This window comes from Mycobacterium pinniadriaticum (assembly GCF_026242045.1).
Taxonomy (GTDB): Bacteria; Actinomycetota; Actinomycetes; order Mycobacteriales; family Mycobacteriaceae; genus Mycobacterium; species Mycobacterium pinniadriaticum.
Genome location: NZ_JAPJDO010000004.1, coordinates 1 through 18,638, shown reverse-complemented (window position 1 = coordinate 18,638; position 18,638 = coordinate 1). Strand labels below are relative to the sequence as shown.

The window sequence follows — 18,638 nt, the reverse complement described above, 5'->3', positions numbered from 1 at the left end:
TTCTACCGGACCGGCGGGGATCGTGAGGGTGATCAGGCTCGGCTGGAGAACCCCGCGTCGACGCGGAACTCGGTACCCGTGATGTACTGCCCGGCATCGGAGACCAGGTGCAGGATCGAGTTGGTCACATCCTCGGGTTCCAGGAGTCCGTTGGGCAGCGGGAATGGATTCTGCATGATGGCCGCGACTTCGGGATACTCCTGCACGAACCGCGCGAAGGCCTCATTGGCCACCATCGGCGAGTTGACCCCGGTCGGATGCACCGTGTTGACCCGGATACCGTCCTTGGCAAGGACATTCGACCAGCCGCGCATCAGGCCGACCACGCCGTGCTTGGCCGCGATATAGCCCTGGATACCGGGCGATCCGTCGGAGAGTCCGCCGGTGAGGCCCGCTGTCGAGCTGGTGATCACGATCGACCCGCCACGCCCACCGGCACGCACATGCGGGATGGCCGCTTCGACGGTGTTGTAGACGCCGTTCAGCATCACGTCGATGCCGACGTCCCAGGCGGCGCGCCGCAATCGGTGCTCGCCGGTGATCGCCATGACCCCCGCGTTGGCCAGCACGATGTCGAGGCGACCGAGTTGTGCGACGCCGGAGTCGACGACGTTCTTGACGGCGTCGTAGTCGCGGACATCGGCGACCTCCAAGATCGCTGTGCGCCCGAACTTCTCGATGAGTGCCCGGGTCTCGTCGAGATCGGCCGGACTCGCCAGCGGGTACTCGACGGCATCGTCGTCAGCACAGATATCGAATCCGATGATGTCGGCGCCTTCTTCGGCGAGGCGCACGGCATGGGATCGTCCCTGCCCGCGCGCCACCCCCGAGATGAATGCGACCTTTCCCTCGGCCAGTCCCATATCCCGATCTCCTTGTTGCGATCTTATTTTTAAGTCGTTTCGTCTCATAATTACTCACCGCGACGACCTGTGTCAACGGTCACAAGCCTGATTCAATGAGAACGCTCGTTATCGTGATGGTTAGGCTGGCACCATGTCCGCAAGCTCTGACTGCCCAGATCCCCGCGAACCCTGGTGGTTGCCCGCCGGCGACTCCGACGCACACTGGCTGTCGTGGGCCAACTCCCTACCGTTCTGCCGGGATCTCGGCTTGGAGTGCGAGGACTTCACCCGCGATATCGCCCTCTTCCGGATGGACCGACCGGTGTTGACACCCAACCCGAACGGCGCAGTCAACGGCGGCATCGTCGTCGCAGCCGCCGACCAGGTGATGGGCGCGATGGCCATGCGAGTCAGCGAACCCGGCCAACTGCCGGCCACCGGCTCGCTGCACATCCAATACCACCGCCCGGCCCTGGCCCCGCTCCTGTTCCGGGCCAGCCCGCTCGGCGGCGGTAGGCGGATGAAGTTCATCGAGGTGGTGGTCTCCGACGCCAACGGCAATCGATGCGCGACCAGTCACGGAACGATGGTCGCCGGTGGGTCCTCGGCCGTCCGCCTGGACTGAGCCTGATTGCCCTTCGATTACTGAGACGCTAATGTTCTAAAATCGAATCGCTCAGACCCCGAGGTGTCTCCCATGCCTGAACCAGCCATCAGCCCGCGCCGACTCGTCGCCGATTTCTACAACGCGCTATCGGCTGCCGACACCGAAACGATCGTGAACACCATCGAGAACCGATTCGCCGAGAACGCGGCCATCGAATGGCCGCCGTCACTGCCACACGGCGGCCGGCTCGAGGGCACCCGCAAGCTACGCGCGGTGTTCACCGCATCGGCGAATCCCGACGCTCCGGCCGGTGCGAAGAACCTGAAGCTGGTCAGCGCGATCGGGGACGGCGACGAGGTGGTCGCCTGGATCACCTTCGACTGGCTGCAGCCAGGAAGCTCTGCCCCGGTGCCCAATCAGGCCTTGGAACTGTGGCGATTCTCCGACGGGTTGGTCCAGGAGATCCGTGCGTTCTATTGGGATACCGACGCGATCTCGACACCCCAACCCGCCTGACCTGCCGCACGAACCAGAGGAGAACCATGACACGACAAGCCGTCATCATCGACGCCGTCCGCTCCCCGATGGGAAAAGGCAAGGCACCCAAGGACGGTAAACCCGGTGGCTCGCTGTCCGGCGTTCACCCCGTCGAGTTGCTGGGCCAGGTCATCAAAGCGCTGATCGATCGCACCGGGATCGATCCGGCATCGGTCGACGATGTGATCGCCGGGTGTGTCAGTCAGGTCGGCGAACAATCCGGTCCGGTCGGCCGATGGGCGTGGTTGGCCGCCGGGCTACCCGAGACGGTGCCGTCGGTGGCCGTGCACCGGGCGTGCGGTTCGAGCCAGCAGGCCGCCGATTTCGCCGCCCAGTCGGTGATAGCGGGCGCGTGCGACATCGTCGTCGCGGCCGGAGTGGAATCGATGAGCCGGATCCCGATGTTCACGGCACGAATCGGCATGGATCCCTACGGCCCCTCGGTCGCCGAGCGATACGCTCCCGGCCTCATCCCCCAGGGTGTGTCGGCCGAACTGATCGCCGCGAGATGGAAACTTGATCGCGATGCGCTCGACGAATTCTCGGCCCGATCGCACCGCAACGCCGCAGCGGCCGATTTCAGCGCCGAAATCGTCGGTATCACCACCCCCGACGGCGTGGTCGAAGTCGACGAGACCATCCGGCCCGCCACCACCGTCGACGGTCTGGCGGCCCTGAAGTCGTCGTTCTACTCCGACGAGATGGCGACACGCTTCCCCGAGATCACCGAATGGTCGATCACGGCCGGTAACTCGTCCCAGCTCGCCGACGGCGCCGCCGCGGTACTGATCATGTCCGACGACACCGCCGAACGCCTCGGCCTGGTTCCGCGGGCTCGTTTCCACGGGTTCGGACTGGCCGGAGATGACCCGTTGACGATGCTGACCGGTCCGCTGCCGGCAACCGAGAAGGTCCTCCGCCGAACCGGTTTGGCGATCGACGAGATCGACCACTACGAGATCAACGAGGCATTTGCCCCAGTGCCGATGGCCTGGGCACAGCACTTCGGCGCCGATCCGGACAAACTCAACCCCCGCGGCGGCGCGATCGCCCTCGGCCACCCACTCGGCGCGTCCGGCGCGCGACTGCTCACGACGATGCTCTACGCGCTGGAAAGCACCGGCGGGCGCTACGGACTGCAGTCGATGTGCGAAGCCGGTGGGATGGCGAACGCGACGGTGATCGAACGACTGTGACCACACTGGCACGGCGGTCGGACCACAGCGCCGACCATGTCGCCTTCCGCGAGAGCGCGCGCCGATTCGTGGCCAATGATGTCGTACCGCACCTGGACGACTGGCGCCGCGACGGCGCCGTCGCACGAGCGGTGTTCACCGCCGCAGGCTCGCACGGTTTCCTCGGCACGTGTGCGCCCGACGAGTTCGGGGGCGGGGACGTCGGCGATTACGGCTTCCTCGCAATCCTGATCGAGGAGACTGTGGACGCGGGGTCGATCGGTTTGGCCCTGTTGTGGGCATTGCATGCGGGTGTGGCCCTGCCCCAACTGCTCGATCACGGAACGCCGGAAATCCGCCAGGAATTGGCTCCTGGCCTGGTGGCCGGGGACATCATCGCCGCGGTGGCAGGCGGGATGGACGGTCATGCGGTGCTGGGCGCCAAGTTGGCCGATATCGTCCTCATGGCCGCTGACGACGAGGTGACCCTATTGCCCGTCGGCGCGGCGGGAGCCGGCGCGGTCCCGCTTCCCGCCAGCCTGGCCGCGGCCGAAGCGGGGTCGGCGGATCTGGAGATCTCCGATGCGGGCACACCGACACCCCTGTCCGGGGCCGGCGAGTCCTTCGGACGCGACGTCGATCTGTGGATCGCGGTGGTCGCGGTGGCCGCCGCCCGGCAATCGATGAACTTGGCCGTTCACTACGCAGAGAGCCGTCGCGTTTTCGGCAAGCCGCTCGCCGAATTCGAGAACACCCAGATGCGACTGGGCGAGATCGCAGCCGACATTCGTATGGTCACAACGTATGTCGACCACTGCATCGCGGCACGATCAAGTTCGGTCTTGGACACCACCGATGCAGCCGCGGCGCGCGAGGTGGCCGTCCGGCTGGCAGGTCGGGCCGCCGATCAGAGCCTGCAACTGCACGGTGGCTACGGATACATGCGCGAGTACCCGATAGCGCAGACCTTCGCCGACACCCGGTACCTGGCCACCGCAGCACAGCAGTTCTCCGACGCCCGTCGGGTGATGGCGGCAGAATTGTTCAGCGCCCGGTGAACGAGGGCGCTCTGCGCTCTTGGAACGCGGCGATGCCCTCCAGCAGATCGCTGCTGGCCAGCGTCTGATCCTCCAGGCCGAACGCCAGGTCCACCACCTCAGCGGCACGCAGTTTGACCACATGATTGAGCGCCTTCTTGGTGCCCTGAACCGCCATCGGCGGCAGTGCGGCGATGCGTTCCGCGATCATCCGCGCGCAGGGCAGTGCCTGATCAGGATCATCGACCAGGTCCGTGACGATGCCGATCTGATAGGCGGTTTCGGCATCGAGCGCGTCACCGGTGAGCAGATGTCTTTTGGCGCGCAGCATTCCGGCGGCGTTGGGCCATACCAGACAGCCCCCGTCACCGGCCACCAAACCGATCTGCACATGCGTGTCGGCGAGCTTCACCCGCCTGGCGGCGACGACGACATCGCACATCAATGCCACGGTGGCGCCCAGTCCGATCGCCGCCCCCTGAACCGCGACCACAACCGGCTGGCGCACATCGAGGAAGGCGTGCAGCAGATCCCGGCCCGCGGCCACCGTCTCGCTGCGCACCTCGTCGTCGTCGTGGGCGGCCCGCATCAGGGCGAAGTCACCGCCCGCGGAGAACGCCGATCCCGTGGAGCCCAACACGATCGCGCGTACGGCGTCGTCGTCGCCCAGCCGGCGAAGAGCGGTGGCGAGCTCCACCTGGAGCAGATTGTCGAAGCGGTTTCGCAACTCGGGACGGGTCAGGGCGATCTCCCACACCCCGCTACCGCGATCCGTCAGCGTCAACCCCTGAAATTCGGTACCCACCCACGCCCCTTCCGCATTATTAAGACGAATAGTATCATTATTGATGGATAGAGGAGTCGCCCAAATATGCCCATGATTGACGTGGAAGACCAAGTACGCGTACACGTTCAGGATCTCGGCACAGGTCCTGCCGTAGTCTTCATCTCCGGTTTCGGGCTCGATCACGAACTCTGGGACCGGCAGGTGCGGGTGTTCACCGAAGCCGGATACCGCACCATCTGCATCACGCAGCGTGGCCACGGGCAGTCCGACCACCCGTTGCACGGCTACGATATCGACCGGCTCAGCGCGGATGTCCGGCATGTCCTTGAGACTCTCGGCGTCGCCTCCACGGTGATCGTCGGCCATTCGTTCGGCGGGCAGGTGGCCTTCCACACCACCGCGACGGCACCACACCTGGTTTCGCGGTTGGTGCTGGTCGGTTCAAATGCCGTGCGAGCCAGTCGAAGTGAAGATTTCCCGTTCGGTGCCCCGCCCGACGACGTGATCGCACAGATGGTCGAGGCCGAAGAGACCGACCGGGTGGCCGCCAGATACCGGCTGATCCAGACGAACTTCGCCGTCGAACCGGATCCTCGGGTGGTCGCGTGGTTGATGGGGACCTGGATGCGCATGCCGTCGTGGTCGGCGATCGCTTGCTATAGCACCCTGCTACGGACCGACCTCATCGCCGAGATACCGGCCGTCCGCCAGCCGGTGTTGCAGATCAACGGCACTGCCGACCGGGTGCACTCGGCGAAGGGGTCACACTGGCTGGCAGCACGGTTGGCCGACTCCAGGATGGTCGAACTCGACTGCGGGCACTTCCCGATGTTGGAGGCCCCCAACGAGTTCGACGAGGTACTCGCGAGCTTCCTCGCCGACTAGGGCGAGTCGACGATGCCGCCTACCGACCTCGACTCTGCGGTGACCGCATCCATTCTGCGGTGAGAACGCACTGGGCGGTCCAGATCGCACGCTGAGCGCAGTATCGATCCGGCTAGTTCAGCTCCCGCAGGGCACCCAGGCCGAGCTTCACGAGCAGTTCCTGCGCACGGGGGGCCGCGCGGCCGCCCGGCGGCCGAAACGCCTCGGACAGCAACAGCAACTGGACGCCCCTGGTCGCGGTGACGAGCTCATCGGTCGATGCGCGGGGATAGCAGCGCTGCAAGCAGTCCACCCATCGTTCGGCCACCCGTTTGTGTCTACGGTCGTGCTGGTCGCGGTATCGCTGCGCCAGCGATCGCTGTTCGCGCATCCAGATCGCGACCAGGCGCTCATGGCTGGCGACCAGACCGGCGAAACCGCGTAGCAATTGATCGAGATCGACGTGCGGGTCGTCCGCCGGCTCGCCGATGCGGATCAGCAGCGTGTCGAGAATCTTGTCGAACAATGCGGCCAGGATTGCGTCCTTGTTGGGGAAATGCCGGTAGATCGCCGACCCGCTGGTGCCGGCCGCCCTGCCGATCTCATCGACGCCGACACCGTCAAAGCTGCGTTCGAAGAACAGTCGCTCTGCGGCAGCGAGGATCTGATCTTCGCGGGTGAGGGCAGGGGCTTTAGGAGCCGATCGCACGGGGGTCATGGCTCACAGGCCCAGGTCCTGGCCGATGATGACCTTCATGATCTCGCTGGAACCACCGTAGATCCGGCTGACCCGGCCGTCGAGAAAGGCATTGCCCATCGGGGAATCGGAATCCCACACGCTGCCCGGATCCCACAGCCCCAGACAACGATCGACAACGCGGCCTTGCATCTCGGTGCAGTACAGCTTGGCCACCGCTGCGTCGCGACTGGTCAGTCGGTCGGCGACGTGCGCGCCCAACGACTGATCGATGAGAGCCTGGCCGGCCGCGACCTCCGCAGCGCTCTGCGCCAGCGTGAACTTTGCTTCCTGCCCGAGCTCGCCACGAGATCGCCTTTCCCGCAACATCTCAGCGGTCCATCCGACCGCGGCCGATGCCGCGGCTTGTGAATTGACCGCGATCGACAGCCGCTCCTGGGCCAGATTCGACGTCAAGTACGCGAAGCCCTCGTTCTCCCGGCCCAACAGATTCGCCACGGGTACCGCCATATCGGTGAACGACATCTCAGCCAGGTCTTGCGCTCTCAGCCCGAGCTTGTCGAGCTTTCGACCGCGTTCGAAGCCTGGCGTGCTGGTGTCGACCAGCAGCAGGCTGATACCTCGCCGGCCCGCTTGCGGGTCGGTCTTGACCGCGAGGATGACCAGATCAGCGGCAGCGCCGTTGGAGATGAACGTCTTGGCGCCGTTGACCACGTAGTGGTGCCCGTTGCGCTCAGCCCGGGTCGCCATGGCCTTGAGATCCGAGCCCGCTCCCGGTTCGGAGAGCCCCAGCGCGACCACCACACGCCCGGCGGACAACATCGGCAGCCAGGTCTGCTGCTGCGCGGCCGAACCGTGATGAAGCAGATAGGGCACGCAGATATCGGTCTGCACACGCAGTCCCCCGATGGCCATCCCGAGCGCCTGTATTTCCTCGGTGACGACCGCGCTGTGCCGGTAGTCCGACCCGGCCAATCCGCCGTACTCCTCGGGGATCCCGATGCCGAGAATGCCCAGCGCTGCTGCGCCGTGCCAGAACCGCCGGGACGGCTTTCCCTCGCTGACCCAGTCCGGGTAGTCCGGGAGCACCTCATTGGCGAGGAACTCGCGGACCGCGATGCGGAACCGCTGCTGCTCAGCAGTGAATATCGGGCGCTCGGCCTCGGTAGTCATCTCAAGCGGTCCCTTCTGCGCGTCCCAAGTAGAATAACGATCGTTCATCTCCGATGGAATCGCCAGACCTCTCAGGGGGTGCCATCGGCCCATTGACCTTCGCGAGTCTGAGGATCTAGTATTTGAGACAATCTAACTCATAAATTGGTGGTCGAGTATCGGCTGCGAGTAAACGTTCTCAGGAGGTCCCGTGGAAGCGTTGTCCCTCACCGACGAGCAGCGCGAGTTCGCGGCAGCGGTGCGCGAATTCGGACGCCGTGAGTGCGGAACCCGGGAGCAGCGCGATGCCCTCACCCACCACGGTGCCGAGCAGCATCACGCCGGGGTCTACCAGAAACTGGCGGACCTGGGCTATCTCGGGGTGTCCATCCCCGAGGAATACGGTGGCAGCGGTGGCGGCCTGACCGAGCAGGTGATCCTGTTCGAGGAATTGTGGCGGGCGCTGGTCCCGGTGCACGGTGCCGGCCCCGCGCACACCGTCGCCGGAATCTACAAGCGATTTGCCGCCGAGGAGCAGAAGAAGTCCGCCCTCGCGTCGATCTGTGCCGGCACCGTCATCTCGATCAGCATCTCCGAACCAGGCGCCGGATCGGACGCCGCGGCGGTGAGTTGCCGCGCCGACAAAGTGGACGGCGGCTGGCGAGTCAACGGGCAGAAGACGTGGTGCTCGGACGCCCAGTTCGCCAAGGCGATCGTGGTCGTGGTGCGCACGTCCCGTGGCACCAGACCCCACGACGGTCTGACCCTGCTCGAGGTACCGACCGACGCCGAGGGCCTGCAGATCAGCCCCATCTCTACGATGGGCGGCAGCGAGGTGAACGACCTGTACTTCACCGATGTGTTCGTTCCCGAGTCCGCGCTCGTCGGGGTCGAGGGCGGTGGCTGGAAGCACGTCATGGCCGGTCTCAACGGTGAGCGGTTGGTGTGCGCGGCACAGGGTCTCGGCATGGCGCAGCGCGCATTCGACGATCTGCTCGCCTATGTCTCCGAGCGTCAGCAGTTCGGCGCTCCGATCGGGTCGTTTCAGGCGCTGCGGCACCGGATCGCCGATCTCGCCATCGAGATCGAGGCCGCCAAAGCCCTGACGTACACCACCGTCCATCACATCGAAAACGCCATCGGCACACCCGAGGAGTGGGTCCGCGCGACCTCGATGTCGAAGGTGAAGGTGACCGAGACCGCCAAGAAGGTCGCGCTCGAGGGGGTGCAGATGATGGGCGGTTACGGGTACTCGTCCGAATTCGACATGGAACACCACCTCCGCATGAGCATCGCACCCACCATCTACGCCGGCACCAACGAGATCCAGCGCGACATCATCTCCTCGACATTCGGGCTGCGCCCATCTCGATGAAAGCGTCTCTTGCGGATCTGTGATGCTTGACACTGAACAGAGCATTCTTCAATAATTGAGATTGATCGGCTCATATATATCTGAGCGGTGATCCCCAACCCCAGCACCGGGAAAGTACCCAGGTCAACACCACCTTTTGGTGAGGAGCAGGAAATGACTGTCACACAGCCCGAGATCCGGGTACTCGACGCCGAGACCTACGCGAACGGCGACCCGACCACCTTCGGGCTGCCACTGGATCAGTTCGCCTGGCTGCGGGACAATGAGCCCTGCTATCTGCAGGAGTTCGACGACCCGATGCTCATCGACCGCGCCTGGGTGGTCAGCCGCAATGCCGATATCTGGGCCGTCGATCGCAACTCCGAGCTCTACACCACCGCGCGTGGCGGGGTGAACATCTGGCGGGTGACTCCGCTGGACGCCGAGGCGGGCGGCAAGCCGGCCATGCTGACGATGGACGGCGCCAAGCATCGCGAGCAGCGCGGGGTGATGAGCAAGGCCTTCACGCCGAGATTCGTCCGCGGCCTGGAGGAGAAGTTCCGCCAGTACGCGGTCAACATCGTCGACGAAGCGCTGGAGAAGGGCACTTTCAACTTCGTCGATGACATCGGCAACGCCATGCCCATGGAGGCGCTCGGCGACGTGCTCGGTGTGCCCGCGGGTGACCGCGCGAAATTCTTCGAGTGGGTCGACAAGTTCGCCGCGCCGTTCGACACCCGGATCACCCCGTCCTTCGAGGTGGTGTTCATCTCGATCATGAACCTGTTCAACTACGCGGTCGAGCTCGGCGATCTCAAACGCCGCGAGCCCGGTGACGATGTGATCACCCAGCTGGTGCAGGCCGGTGCCGAGGTGATTTCCGAGGACGAGCTGATGGGCAACGTGGCGCTGCTGGCCAGCGGTGCCGCGGAGAGCACCCGGACCGCGCTGTCGCACGGCATGCACGAGCTGATGCGAAACCCCGAGCAGATGGCCTGGCTGCGGGATCGCGCCGACGACATCCCCGACACCGCGATCCAGGAGATCGTCCGGATCGCCTCGCCGTTCACGCATCTGGTCCGGACCGCGACCGCCGATCACGAATTGCACGGCAAAGAGATCAAAGAGAACGACAAGGTACTGATGCACTTCGCGGCGGGCAACTTCGACGAGCGGGCCTTCACCGACCCCAACACCTTCGACCTGTCGCGGGAGAAGAACCAACACGTGAGCTTCGGCCGCGGCCCGCACCAGTGCCTCGGCAAGCACGTCGCCTCACTCGAGATGAAGATCCTGCTCGAAGAGCTGTTGCGGCGGACCAAGACCATCGAACCGGCCGGCGATATCGTCTATGTCCGCGATGCGTATTCGCGTGGCGTGTACCAGCTTCCGATCACCATCACGGCAGCCTAAGAGCGCCGATGAAGGTGATTGTCGACGCCCAGCGGTGTGAACTACACGGGGAATGCATGGTCGCCGCCCCGGAAGTCTTCGACATCGAAGACGACGCCGACATGGTGACCGTGCTCAACCCCGAACCCGACGAGAACATGCGCGCAGCAGTCGAGGAGGCCGCGCTGATGTGCCCGGTTGCCGCGATCAGGATCGAGGACTGAAAGCCATGACCACCACCGAAAACCCGCCTGAAGTCTCGGCTCTGGAGGTGCGGAACCCCGCCGACCACACCCTCGTGGGCATCGTCCCCGACATGGACCCCGACGCCGTTGCCGCGATGGCGGAGCGGTTGCGCGGCGCACAGCCGGCGTGGGCGGCGATGACACCGGCGGCGCGCGCCAAGTACTTGCTCCGCTGGCTTGATTGGATCGTCGACAATCAGGATCGCATCCTGGGTCTGGTCCACCGGGAAGCCGGCAAGTCCTGGGGAGACGCCCAGATCGAATTGCTGGTCTGTATGGAGGTCATCAACTACTACGCCAAGCACGGCGAAGAGTTCCTGGCCGACGAGACCCGCCGCCCACACGGTCCGGCGTCGTTGACCAAGAATCTCCGAATCCGTTACCAGCCTTATCAACTCGTCGGCATCATCACGCCGTGGAACTACCCGCTCGGCATGCCGATGATGGATATCCCCGGCGCCCTGATGGCCGGTGCAGCGGTGCTGAGCAAACCGTCCGAGGAGACGCCGTTGGCCTGGGCCGAGGTGGTCCGGGGCTGGAACGAGGAGATCGGCGCACCGCCGGTGCTCGGTTGCGCCAGCGGCCGCGGTGGCACCGGGGCCGCCGTCGTCGACGCCGTCGACATGGTGCAGTTCACCGGGTCGACAGCCACCGGACGGCGTATCGGCATGCGCTGCGCCGAGCGTCTCATCCCGGTCAGTCTCGAGCTGGGCGGCAAAGACGCGATGATCGTGCTCTCCGATGCTCCCCTGCAGCGCGCCATTCGCGGGGCCATCTGGGGTGGGCTGTTCAACGCGGGGCAGTCCTGCATCGCCGTCGAACGGATCTACGTCGAAGCGCCGATCTACGACGAATTCGTCACCGGGCTGGTCGATCAGGTCAATACCCTGCGGCAGGGGCATGACCAGCAGGGCAGCTTCACCGCGGAGTTCGGCGCCATGGCTACCGAGAATCAAATGGAGATCGTCGAGCGCCACGTCGCCGACGCGGTGACCAAGGGCGCCCGGGTGCTGACCGGGGGCCGTCGCGCCGAGCATGGGCTGTTCTATCCGCCAACGATTCTCGTCGATGTCGACCACACCATGCTCTGTATGCGCGAGGAGACCTTCGGCCCGTTGTTGCCGATCATGAAGGTGCGCGACGAGGACGAAGCCGTTCGCCTGGCCAATGACAGCCCGTACGGTCTGGCCAGTAGCGTCTGGACGTCATCGCCCCAACGCGCGGAGCGGGTCGGTACCCGCATCGAAGCCGGCGGGGTCAACATCAACAACGCGATGATCAACGTCTTCCAGTTCCCGCTGCCAATGGGCGGCTGGAAACAATCCGGGCTCGGCCACCGCTTCGGCGGCCCGAACGGCGTTCGCAAGTTCTGCCGGCAACAGGCGTTCGTCAGCGAAAAGGTGCATCTGGAGACCGAAACCCATTGGTACCCCTACTCGCGCCGGAAGGCTCGGGTGACGGCTGCGGTGCTTCGCCTCGTAGAGATGAACGACTGGCGCCGGCGGCTCGGGCTGCGCGCACGGTGACCAACGGAGGACCGCTTTCCGGGGTCAGGGTCGTCGAGCTGGCCGGTATCGGCCCGGGACCGTACGCGGCCATGCTGTTGGCCGATCTCGGCGCCGAGGTTGTTCGGGTGGAGCGGCCGGGGCCAGCTGCCAGTGAGGTACCCCCTGAGCTGGATGTGCTGCGGCGCAACCGCAGGTCCATCGTGGTGGATCTACGCCATCCGGACGGTCGGCAGACGGTCCTGGCGATGGCGGCCAAAGCCGATGTCCTGCTTGAGGGATTCCGCCCCGGCGTCACCGAGCGGCTGGGGCTTGGCCCCGAGGACTGCCTGGCCGTGAATCCTCGAATCGTGTACGGCCGGATGACGGGCTGGGGCCAGACAGGGCCGCTGGCGCCCAGCGCCGGCCACGACATCAACTACATCGCGCTCACCGGCGCGCTGGGCGCCATCGGTCGGGCCGGCGGCGCCCCGGTGCCGCCGGTGAACCTGGTGGGTGATTTCGGCGGCGGGTCGACGTTTCTGGTGATCGGCGTTCTCGCAGCGCTTTTCGAGGCGACTCGATCTGGGCAGGGACAGGTGGTCGATGCGGCCATCGTCGACGGCGCGAGTTCATTGACCGCCCTGCTGCACGGCCTGCTCGCGGCAGGCCGATGGATCGACCGTCGCGGCGAGAACTTCCTCGACACCGGCGTCCCGTGGTATGAGAACTACCAAACCTCCGACGGCGGGTGGATGTCCGTCGGCGCGCTCGAACCGAAGTTCTACGCGGAATTCACCGCACTGTTGGGCCTGGACCCGGAGACCGCCGCGCTACGCAACACACCATCGGCCTGGCCACGGCTACGGACCGCCATCACCGAAGCATTCGCCGGGCGCACTCGGCAACAGTGGGCCGACGTCTTCGAGGGCACCGACGCCTGCGTCGCTCCGGTGTTATCGCTCACCGAGGCCGCCGAGCATCCTCATCTGGCCGCTCGCGAGACGTTCATCGATGTCGGCGGCGTCCGGCAGCCTGCACCCGCACCCCGGTTCAGCAGGTCTGCCCCCGCGACACCGACCGCGCCACCGGCCGTGGGTGCTGATGGACGGGATATCCTGTCCGACTGGGGAATTCCCGGTGCCAGCGAGCTGATCGCGGCCGGCGTCGTCGTCTGCGACTGAGCGCCGGCCGCTGTCATTCAGCCGGTCAGCTCGCCTGCCTCCACCGGAGCCTTCACTTCGTGGTAGTCGCTGAGATCGAAGGGCAACAGCAGGCGCCAATAGTCGATGTACTTCCACGGTCCGGTCACGACGATGCGGCCGAACTCGTTGCGGTAGTACGTCGTCATGCCGGGATGCGACCAGATGCAGTGCGACAGAGCTTCATCCAACTTCGCGTTGTACTCGAGGAAGCGTTCCTCGTCCACCTCGATCACCTGGGAAGGCGTCTGCAACAGTGCCGCAATCGCCTGCATGATGTAACGCACCTGGAACTCGGTCGCGTGGATTGCGCTGCCGCCGTGGCCTGCGTTCGTGTTCGGGCCATTGAGGATGAAGAAGTTGGGAAAGTCCGGCACCGTCACGCCGAGATAGGCCTTGGCATCGTGCACACCCCAATGCTCACGCAAGGTGACCCCCGAGCGACCGATGATGTCCATGGGCCAGAGGAATTGCAGGATGTTGAAACCGGTTGCCAGCGCGATCACGTCGGCGTCACAACTGTCACCCGACACCGCGACGACACGGTTACCGTCGATCTTCGCCACGGCCTCGTCGACCAATGTGACGTCGTCGCGTGTCATCGTGCGATACCAGTTGTTGTCGATCAGGGGGCGCTTACCGTACGGCGGGTAGTCGGGGAGGCAGGCGTCGAGCAGATCGGTACGGTCGCCGAGTTGATCCTTGATGTACTTCGTGAGGAAGACCCGGTGCCGCTCGTTGGTGGCATTGACCGAACGCTCCGGATGTTCCCACTCCGGATCGATCTGCAATGAGGAGTGCAGCCGGTCGCTGAAGTTCCAGAACGCTCGCAGCCGATACCACTGCAGGTAGAACGGGACCTCCCGCATCAGGAACTGAACACTTGGGGTTACTTCGCGATGGTAGTTGGGGTGCGGCACCGCCCATTGCTTGGACCTCTGGAAAACAGTGACGTGCGCGACATCATCGACGATCGACGGCACCAGCTGCATTGCACTGGCTGCGCTTCCGATCACCGCCACCCGCTTTCCGGTGAGGTCCACATCGGGATCCCACGCGGCGGTGTGCAGGACGGGACCGGAAAATTCCTCCAGCCCCGGCAATTCGGGGATCAACGGCCGGTTGACCATCCCGACGGCACTGATGACGACATTGGCCTCGATGGTCTCGCTGCGCCCATCGGCCCGGGTGCCGATAATCCAGTTGCCGGACTCTGACTGGTAGCGCACGGTGTCCACCTCGACACCGAACTGGATATGCGACCGCAGGTCGTACCGATCGGCCAGGTGCTGCAGGTAGTCCTGCACTTCGCCCCGCGGGGCGAAGTAGCGAGTGATGTCGGGATTGGGCGCAAAGGAGAACGTATACAGATGCCCGGGGGTGTCGACCCCGCAACCCGGGTAGACGTTCTCCAGCCAGGTGCCGCCGAGATCCTCGTCCTTCTCCAGGATCGTGAAATCGACGCCGGCCGCCGCAAGTTGGATCCCCATAGCCAGACCGGACAACCCCGCTCCGATGATCACCACCCGGAAGCCCGGGTCGCGCGCCACGTCGGGCAACGCGACATCGCGGGAGATGAAACCCATTTCCTCGGAGAGCAGCTCGCCGTATTCCGCGGGCACGTCCTCGACCATCGCGCACGCCAGCATTTCGGCGACGGCGGCGGGTGTGGGCTGGACCGGGACGAGCCGGCCTTCCCGGTACCCGATCACCGCGTCCAGCACCGCTTCCCGCACCTCCTGCTGAACCTCCGCAGGGAGTCCACCGGAATCGTTGTCGTCCAGCGGTTTACCGCGGCGCGGACGGTATGGCTCGGCGGTCCACTTCGGGTCGTCGGTCAGGTGCCGAAGAACCATCAGAAGGGTGGGGATGTTGCCGTCGGGCAACGCGTCGCGGATTGCTTCGACCCATTCCCGCGATGCCGCAGACGGCACCGGATAAGACGTGTGCATGACCCCAACCTTCGAGACGTCGCGACCCTACCGGGTCACCATGTTTTTGAACTTATGCGTCTCAATATAGCTTCGGGGCGGTCCGAGCGCAACGCTCCATCGAGATCCCTTGCACTGTATGGCGATCGATCGATCCCGCGCAGGAGACATCCCGCACGTGCTGCAAGCGTTGGTTCTAGACGTCAGACCTTCGGGAGACGCAACCGCAGGAGAGTTATCGCCGAATCCGCGATCTCGTCGGCGGTAATCTTCTCGCTCGGCCGGTACCAGCGTGACACCCAGATGATCATGCCGAGGATCAGCCGGGTGGCGACCACGGGATCAGTCTTTTCCAGGCAACCCGCATCCATGCACGCGGCAACCACTCCCGACCAGCGCTTTTCGAACTGACGGCTCCACTTGCGCCACCGCATGAAGACATCGGGAGGCAAACCGCCGCCGCCGAAGAACACCGGCATATAGCTCCGCATCTGGATGGCCGCCTCGGCCTGCAGTTTGATCAATTCGATGAGCTGTTCCCCGGGTCCCGACGTCGCGTCCAGCACCGCGTCGGTGCGCTCGGTGAGTTCGCGAGTGCTGCGTTCGAACAGGATTCCCAGCAGGTCTTCCTTCGTGGGAACGGTCCGGTACAGAGTCGCCCGCGAAACCGACAGCCGCTCGGCGGTCTCGGCAATCGACACCGCGTCGATACCGCCTTCCACGAAGAGCTCAGCCACCGCGTCGGCGACCGCATCGCGGTCGATCTCCAGCCGTGGCCGCCCGCGCGAGCGGGAGGTACGAGAATCATCGCTGTTGGTTGACATTCGCACCTCATCAGACAGGGAAACGCGCCGGTGCGGAATCCGGCGCGGTCATCGCGTCGATTTTAGAGGCCGGCTGCCCCGATATCCCGGATGGGCCCAGCGACGCCGTGCCGTTGCGCAGCCGCGCAACGAAGACCGTCACGCCGGCGAGCATGACGCAGGCCGCGATCCCCACCGTTACGTACTGCCAGCTCCCGAAGAACGGCCCGTAGAACGTGACGGTGACCCCCCACCAGAGCACCACCATCGCCGCGAAACATCCATAGATGACCGGATGCTGCCCTACCGCCGAGCGGCGCCGCAATATCAGGGCCGTGGTCGCCACGGGCAGGACGAACAACGTGATGGCTGGGGCTGCCTGATAGAGCGGATCGCCCCACATGGCTTTGAGGTACTCCCAGAGAATCACGACCGCGGCGGCTCCGGCGATCACGAGGGCTGCCCAGGTCCTCGTCCGGCCGTTCGGCAGGTATTCACGGCGCCCGACGATGACCGCTTGATAGAGGAACACGAGCTCCAGCAGCAATGCGGTCAACAATCCGACCCAGAACAACTTCAGAAACCAGTGCCCATAGGTGTGAAACCAGGTGTCGAAGCGTGCGACGACGCCGAGATCGTGCGCGAACCACAGAAAGGTGCACGGCAGCGGTATGGAGATCCAACCCTCCCGACGCGTCATCACCACGGCAAGCACCATCGCGATGTTCTGCAACACCATGGCCAGCCCGAACCCGATCAAGATGGGCACCCAGTGCTGGTCTATCGCGGTGAGAATCCTCTGCGGGTCGTACATAACCGTATTATGATACTAATCGTCTCGATAATGTTGAATTCGGCGGACTACACCGTGGAGGCACCGACCCCGGCCGGCAGGAACGCCGGCAGCACGAAGGTGCGTAACAGGACGCGATGGCCGGGGTCGTCGGCCCGGGCGAAATCGAGCCGACCGACGAGAATGAACTGAACCAGAGCCAACCATTCGGCGACATCGGCCATCGCGAGATCGTCACGAATCTCCCCACGCTCAACCGCCGCCTGCAGGATCGGCTCCCACATTTCTCCCGTGAGCGCAGCGGCCAGACCCGCTCCCCCGACCAACGTGGTAGCCATCTCCATATGTTCGGGGCTGACCAGAATACGCACGATCGGGTCTCGACGGCCGTGGTCCACCAGGTAAATCAGGCCCTCGACGAGCTGCTCGGCAAAGGTCTCGTGGCTGGCGATGAACGCGCGGGCGCGTTCGAAAAGCCTCCGCGAGCGGCGCTCGATGAGCGCGCCAAGCAGGGCATCGCGGTCGCTGAAGTAGCGATAGACCGTCGGGCGGGAGATGCCCACTTCTTTGCCGATATCGTCCATCGTGGTCTTGTCGACGCCGTACCGCAGAATGGCCTGTTCGGCGGCACCGAGTATCTGTTGGCGCGCCTCGTCGGCATCGACACTGAGCCCTGTGCCGCCTCGTCGGCGAGCCATATAGCCTCCTGTCGATCAGTGGCGGCGCCTCACGACAGCAGGACACCTTGCAGAATTTTACAATCATCCCTTCTTGTCAGGTGTTGCATACCGGCATTCTGTGGTGTCGCAACATCACCGAAGAGTGCTGGTCCACGATGGCGCCGACGGGACGATTCGGTTGGCCAAACCGGTGATGGATTCCGACTGGCGGTAGTGTCAGCAGCAGCCTCAATATCTAATACCTATAGATAAGCCAACGCAGAATGGGACACTGATGTCTGATCGCCACGACAACTATCTGGTAACGACCGACTGGCTTGCCGAACACATCGAGGATCCCGACCTGCGGATCTTCGACTGCACCGGCAGCGTAGGGACTACTGACTTCCGGAACCACGGCCGCGAAGACCACTACGAACGTCACCATATTCCCGGGGCCGCCTATCTCGATGTGGCTAACCCGATCGGCGAGCTGGCCGACCCGGATGGCGCGTTTCCTTTCACCTGGCCACCCGCCGAACGCCTTGCCGAGACGATCGGCCGCCTCGGCATATCAGCCGACAGCCGGGTGGTGCTCTACGCCGGCCCGAACCCCGGCACCCCCAATCCACCCGCAGTGGGGCAGACCTGGGCCACCCGCGCATGGTGGCTACTGCATCACGCCGGCGTCAATGTCGCATTGCTGGATGGCGGATGGTCAAAATGGGTCACCGAGGGACGGGATGTATCCACCGACACCGTCAACTACCCCCCGACCAATTTCGTCATCTCGGCTGACATCCAGCGCGGACATGCTTCCAAACTGGATGTACTTGACGCCGTGCGTCGCGGCTCGGCCACCATCGTCGACGCTCTGAGTCCAGAGTCCTACAACGGCGAAGAGGACAAGCAGTACGGAAGTTTCGGCACCCGCCGAGGGCACATCACCAACGCGTTGAACATGGGCCCTGCCCCCGTGTGTTGGACACGCTTAATCCCGCAAGATTGGCGGGGGAAGCGAGATGATCCACCACGATGGCAAGGAAAAATTATCCCGACGAGTTTAAACGGGAC

19 protein-coding genes are annotated in these 18,638 nt (G+C 64.7%); 11 read left to right on the top strand and 8 right to left on the bottom strand.

The window, feature by feature from the left end; all coding sequences use genetic code 11:
* Positions 1-32 precede the first annotated feature (32 nt).
* On the bottom strand, positions 33-863 hold the full coding sequence (locus tag ORI27_RS06040) for a mycofactocin-coupled SDR family oxidoreductase (protein ID WP_265996018.1): 831 nt from the start codon (positions 861-863) through the stop codon (positions 33-35).
* 133 nt (positions 864-996) lie between these two features.
* On the opposite strand from ORI27_RS06040, the gene ORI27_RS06035 reads away from it, so the two are divergent.
* The 4 genes from ORI27_RS06035 to ORI27_RS06020 all read left to right on the top strand — a co-directional run bounded on the left by ORI27_RS06035 (position 997) and on the right by ORI27_RS06020 (position 4,222).
* A complete protein-coding gene (locus ORI27_RS06035) occupies positions 997-1,470 on the top strand; it encodes a PaaI family thioesterase (RefSeq protein WP_265996020.1) in 474 nt (157 codons plus the stop codon).
* A 72-nt stretch (positions 1,471-1,542) separates the two neighbouring features.
* Positions 1,543-1,968, top strand: a complete 426-nt coding sequence (locus ORI27_RS06030) for a nuclear transport factor 2 family protein (protein ID WP_265996021.1) — start codon at positions 1,543-1,545, stop codon at positions 1,966-1,968.
* Between the two features lie 26 nt (positions 1,969-1,994).
* Positions 1,995-3,185 (top strand): thiolase family protein, encoded by a 1,191-nt coding sequence (locus tag ORI27_RS06025; protein WP_265996022.1) that lies wholly within the window; start codon positions 1,995-1,997, stop codon positions 3,183-3,185.
* On the top strand, positions 3,182-4,222 hold the full coding sequence (locus tag ORI27_RS06020) for an acyl-CoA dehydrogenase family protein (protein ID WP_265996023.1): 1,041 nt from the start codon (positions 3,182-3,184) through the stop codon (positions 4,220-4,222). Before ORI27_RS06025 ends, ORI27_RS06020 begins: the two co-directional genes overlap by 4 nt.
* Here ORI27_RS06020 and ORI27_RS06015 read toward each other — a convergent pair.
* Complete coding sequence (locus tag ORI27_RS06015; protein WP_265996025.1) at positions 4,209-5,006, bottom strand: enoyl-CoA hydratase/isomerase family protein; 798 nt, start codon at positions 5,004-5,006, stop codon at positions 4,209-4,211. The two genes, ORI27_RS06020 and ORI27_RS06015, sit on opposite strands and share 14 nt — an antisense overlap.
* A gap of 66 nt (positions 5,007-5,072) precedes the next feature.
* On the opposite strand from ORI27_RS06015, the gene ORI27_RS06010 reads away from it, so the two are divergent.
* Positions 5,073-5,873: an alpha/beta fold hydrolase gene (locus ORI27_RS06010; protein ID WP_265996026.1), complete on the top strand. Its 801-nt coding sequence runs from the start codon at positions 5,073-5,075 to the stop codon at positions 5,871-5,873.
* 112 nt (positions 5,874-5,985) lie between these two features.
* On the opposite strand, the gene ORI27_RS06005 is transcribed toward ORI27_RS06010, so the two are convergent.
* Both ORI27_RS06005 and ORI27_RS06000 read right to left on the bottom strand, forming a co-directional pair.
* Positions 5,986-6,570, bottom strand: coding sequence for a TetR/AcrR family transcriptional regulator (locus ORI27_RS06005; RefSeq protein WP_265996027.1), 585 nt, complete (start codon positions 6,568-6,570; stop codon positions 5,986-5,988).
* 3 nt (positions 6,571-6,573) lie between these two features.
* On the bottom strand, positions 6,574-7,722 hold the full coding sequence (locus ORI27_RS06000; protein ID WP_265996028.1) for an acyl-CoA dehydrogenase family protein: 1,149 nt from the start codon (positions 7,720-7,722) through the stop codon (positions 6,574-6,576).
* 190 nt (positions 7,723-7,912) lie between these two features.
* On the opposite strand from ORI27_RS06000, the gene ORI27_RS05995 reads away from it, so the two are divergent.
* The 5 genes from ORI27_RS05995 (at position 7,913) to ORI27_RS05975 (ending at position 13,360) form a co-directional block, all read left to right on the top strand.
* Positions 7,913-9,076, top strand: coding sequence for an acyl-CoA dehydrogenase family protein (locus ORI27_RS05995; RefSeq protein WP_265996029.1), 1,164 nt, complete (start codon positions 7,913-7,915; stop codon positions 9,074-9,076).
* A 153-nt stretch (positions 9,077-9,229) separates the two neighbouring features.
* Complete coding sequence (locus ORI27_RS05990; protein ID WP_265996030.1) at positions 9,230-10,468, top strand: cytochrome P450; 1,239 nt, start codon at positions 9,230-9,232, stop codon at positions 10,466-10,468.
* A gap of 8 nt (positions 10,469-10,476) precedes the next feature.
* On the top strand, positions 10,477-10,671 hold the full coding sequence (locus ORI27_RS05985; protein ID WP_265996031.1) for a ferredoxin: 195 nt from the start codon (positions 10,477-10,479) through the stop codon (positions 10,669-10,671).
* 5 nt (positions 10,672-10,676) lie between these two features.
* Entirely contained in the window at positions 10,677-12,218 is a 1,542-nt protein-coding gene (locus tag ORI27_RS05980; RefSeq protein WP_265996032.1) for an aldehyde dehydrogenase family protein, read from the top strand.
* The gene (locus ORI27_RS05975) at positions 12,215-13,360 is read left to right on the top strand and encodes a CaiB/BaiF CoA transferase family protein (RefSeq protein ID WP_265996033.1); all 1,146 of its coding nucleotides are present in this window, start codon (positions 12,215-12,217) and stop codon (positions 13,358-13,360) included. Before ORI27_RS05980 ends, ORI27_RS05975 begins: the two co-directional genes overlap by 4 nt.
* Before the next feature lie 17 nt (positions 13,361-13,377).
* Here ORI27_RS05975 and ORI27_RS05970 read toward each other — a convergent pair whose 3' ends face one another.
* The 4 genes from ORI27_RS05970 to ORI27_RS05955 form a co-directional block, all read right to left on the bottom strand.
* Positions 13,378-15,330: a flavin-containing monooxygenase gene (locus ORI27_RS05970; protein ID WP_265996034.1), complete on the bottom strand. Its 1,953-nt coding sequence runs from the start codon at positions 15,328-15,330 to the stop codon at positions 13,378-13,380.
* Between the two features lie 182 nt (positions 15,331-15,512).
* Positions 15,513-16,133: a TetR/AcrR family transcriptional regulator gene (locus ORI27_RS05965; RefSeq protein ID WP_265996035.1), complete on the bottom strand. Its 621-nt coding sequence runs from the start codon at positions 16,131-16,133 to the stop codon at positions 15,513-15,515.
* Positions 16,134-16,143: 10 nt separating this feature from the next.
* Complete coding sequence (locus ORI27_RS05960) at positions 16,144-16,926, bottom strand: hypothetical protein (protein ID WP_265996036.1); 783 nt, start codon at positions 16,924-16,926, stop codon at positions 16,144-16,146.
* A 47-nt stretch (positions 16,927-16,973) separates the two neighbouring features.
* On the bottom strand, positions 16,974-17,603 hold the full coding sequence (locus tag ORI27_RS05955; RefSeq protein WP_265996037.1) for a TetR/AcrR family transcriptional regulator: 630 nt from the start codon (positions 17,601-17,603) through the stop codon (positions 16,974-16,976).
* A 256-nt stretch (positions 17,604-17,859) separates the two neighbouring features.
* Between ORI27_RS05955 and ORI27_RS05950 the strand changes: the two genes are divergently transcribed.
* A partial coding sequence (locus tag ORI27_RS05950; protein ID WP_265996039.1) for a sulfurtransferase occupies positions 17,860-18,638 on the top strand: 779 nt, incomplete at its 3' end.

Coding starts and splice junctions, on each gene's coding strand:
- ORI27_RS06040 (WP_265996018.1), bottom strand. CDS start 863: ATGGGACTGGCCGAGGGAAAGGTCGCATTCATCTCGGGGGTGGCGCGC.
- ORI27_RS06035 (WP_265996020.1), top strand. CDS start 997: ATGTCCGCAAGCTCTGACTGCCCAGATCCCCGCGAACCCTGGTGGTTG.
- ORI27_RS06030 (WP_265996021.1), top strand. CDS start 1,543: ATGCCTGAACCAGCCATCAGCCCGCGCCGACTCGTCGCCGATTTCTAC.
- ORI27_RS06025 (WP_265996022.1), top strand. CDS start 1,995: ATGACACGACAAGCCGTCATCATCGACGCCGTCCGCTCCCCGATGGGA.
- ORI27_RS06010 (WP_265996026.1), top strand. CDS start 5,073: ATGCCCATGATTGACGTGGAAGACCAAGTACGCGTACACGTTCAGGAT.
- ORI27_RS06005 (WP_265996027.1), bottom strand. CDS start 6,570: ATGACCCCCGTGCGATCGGCTCCTAAAGCCCCTGCCCTCACCCGCGAA.
- ORI27_RS06000 (WP_265996028.1), bottom strand. CDS start 7,722: ATGACTACCGAGGCCGAGCGCCCGATATTCACTGCTGAGCAGCAGCGG.
- ORI27_RS05990 (WP_265996030.1), top strand. CDS start 9,230: ATGACTGTCACACAGCCCGAGATCCGGGTACTCGACGCCGAGACCTAC.
- ORI27_RS05985 (WP_265996031.1), top strand. CDS start 10,477: ATGAAGGTGATTGTCGACGCCCAGCGGTGTGAACTACACGGGGAATGC.
- ORI27_RS05980 (WP_265996032.1), top strand. CDS start 10,677: ATGACCACCACCGAAAACCCGCCTGAAGTCTCGGCTCTGGAGGTGCGG.
- ORI27_RS05970 (WP_265996034.1), bottom strand. CDS start 15,330: ATGCACACGTCTTATCCGGTGCCGTCTGCGGCATCGCGGGAATGGGTC.
- ORI27_RS05965 (WP_265996035.1), bottom strand. CDS start 16,133: ATGTCAACCAACAGCGATGATTCTCGTACCTCCCGCTCGCGCGGGCGG.
- ORI27_RS05960 (WP_265996036.1), bottom strand. CDS start 16,926: ATGTACGACCCGCAGAGGATTCTCACCGCGATAGACCAGCACTGGGTG.
- ORI27_RS05955 (WP_265996037.1), bottom strand. CDS start 17,603: ATGGCTCGCCGACGAGGCGGCACAGGGCTCAGTGTCGATGCCGACGAG.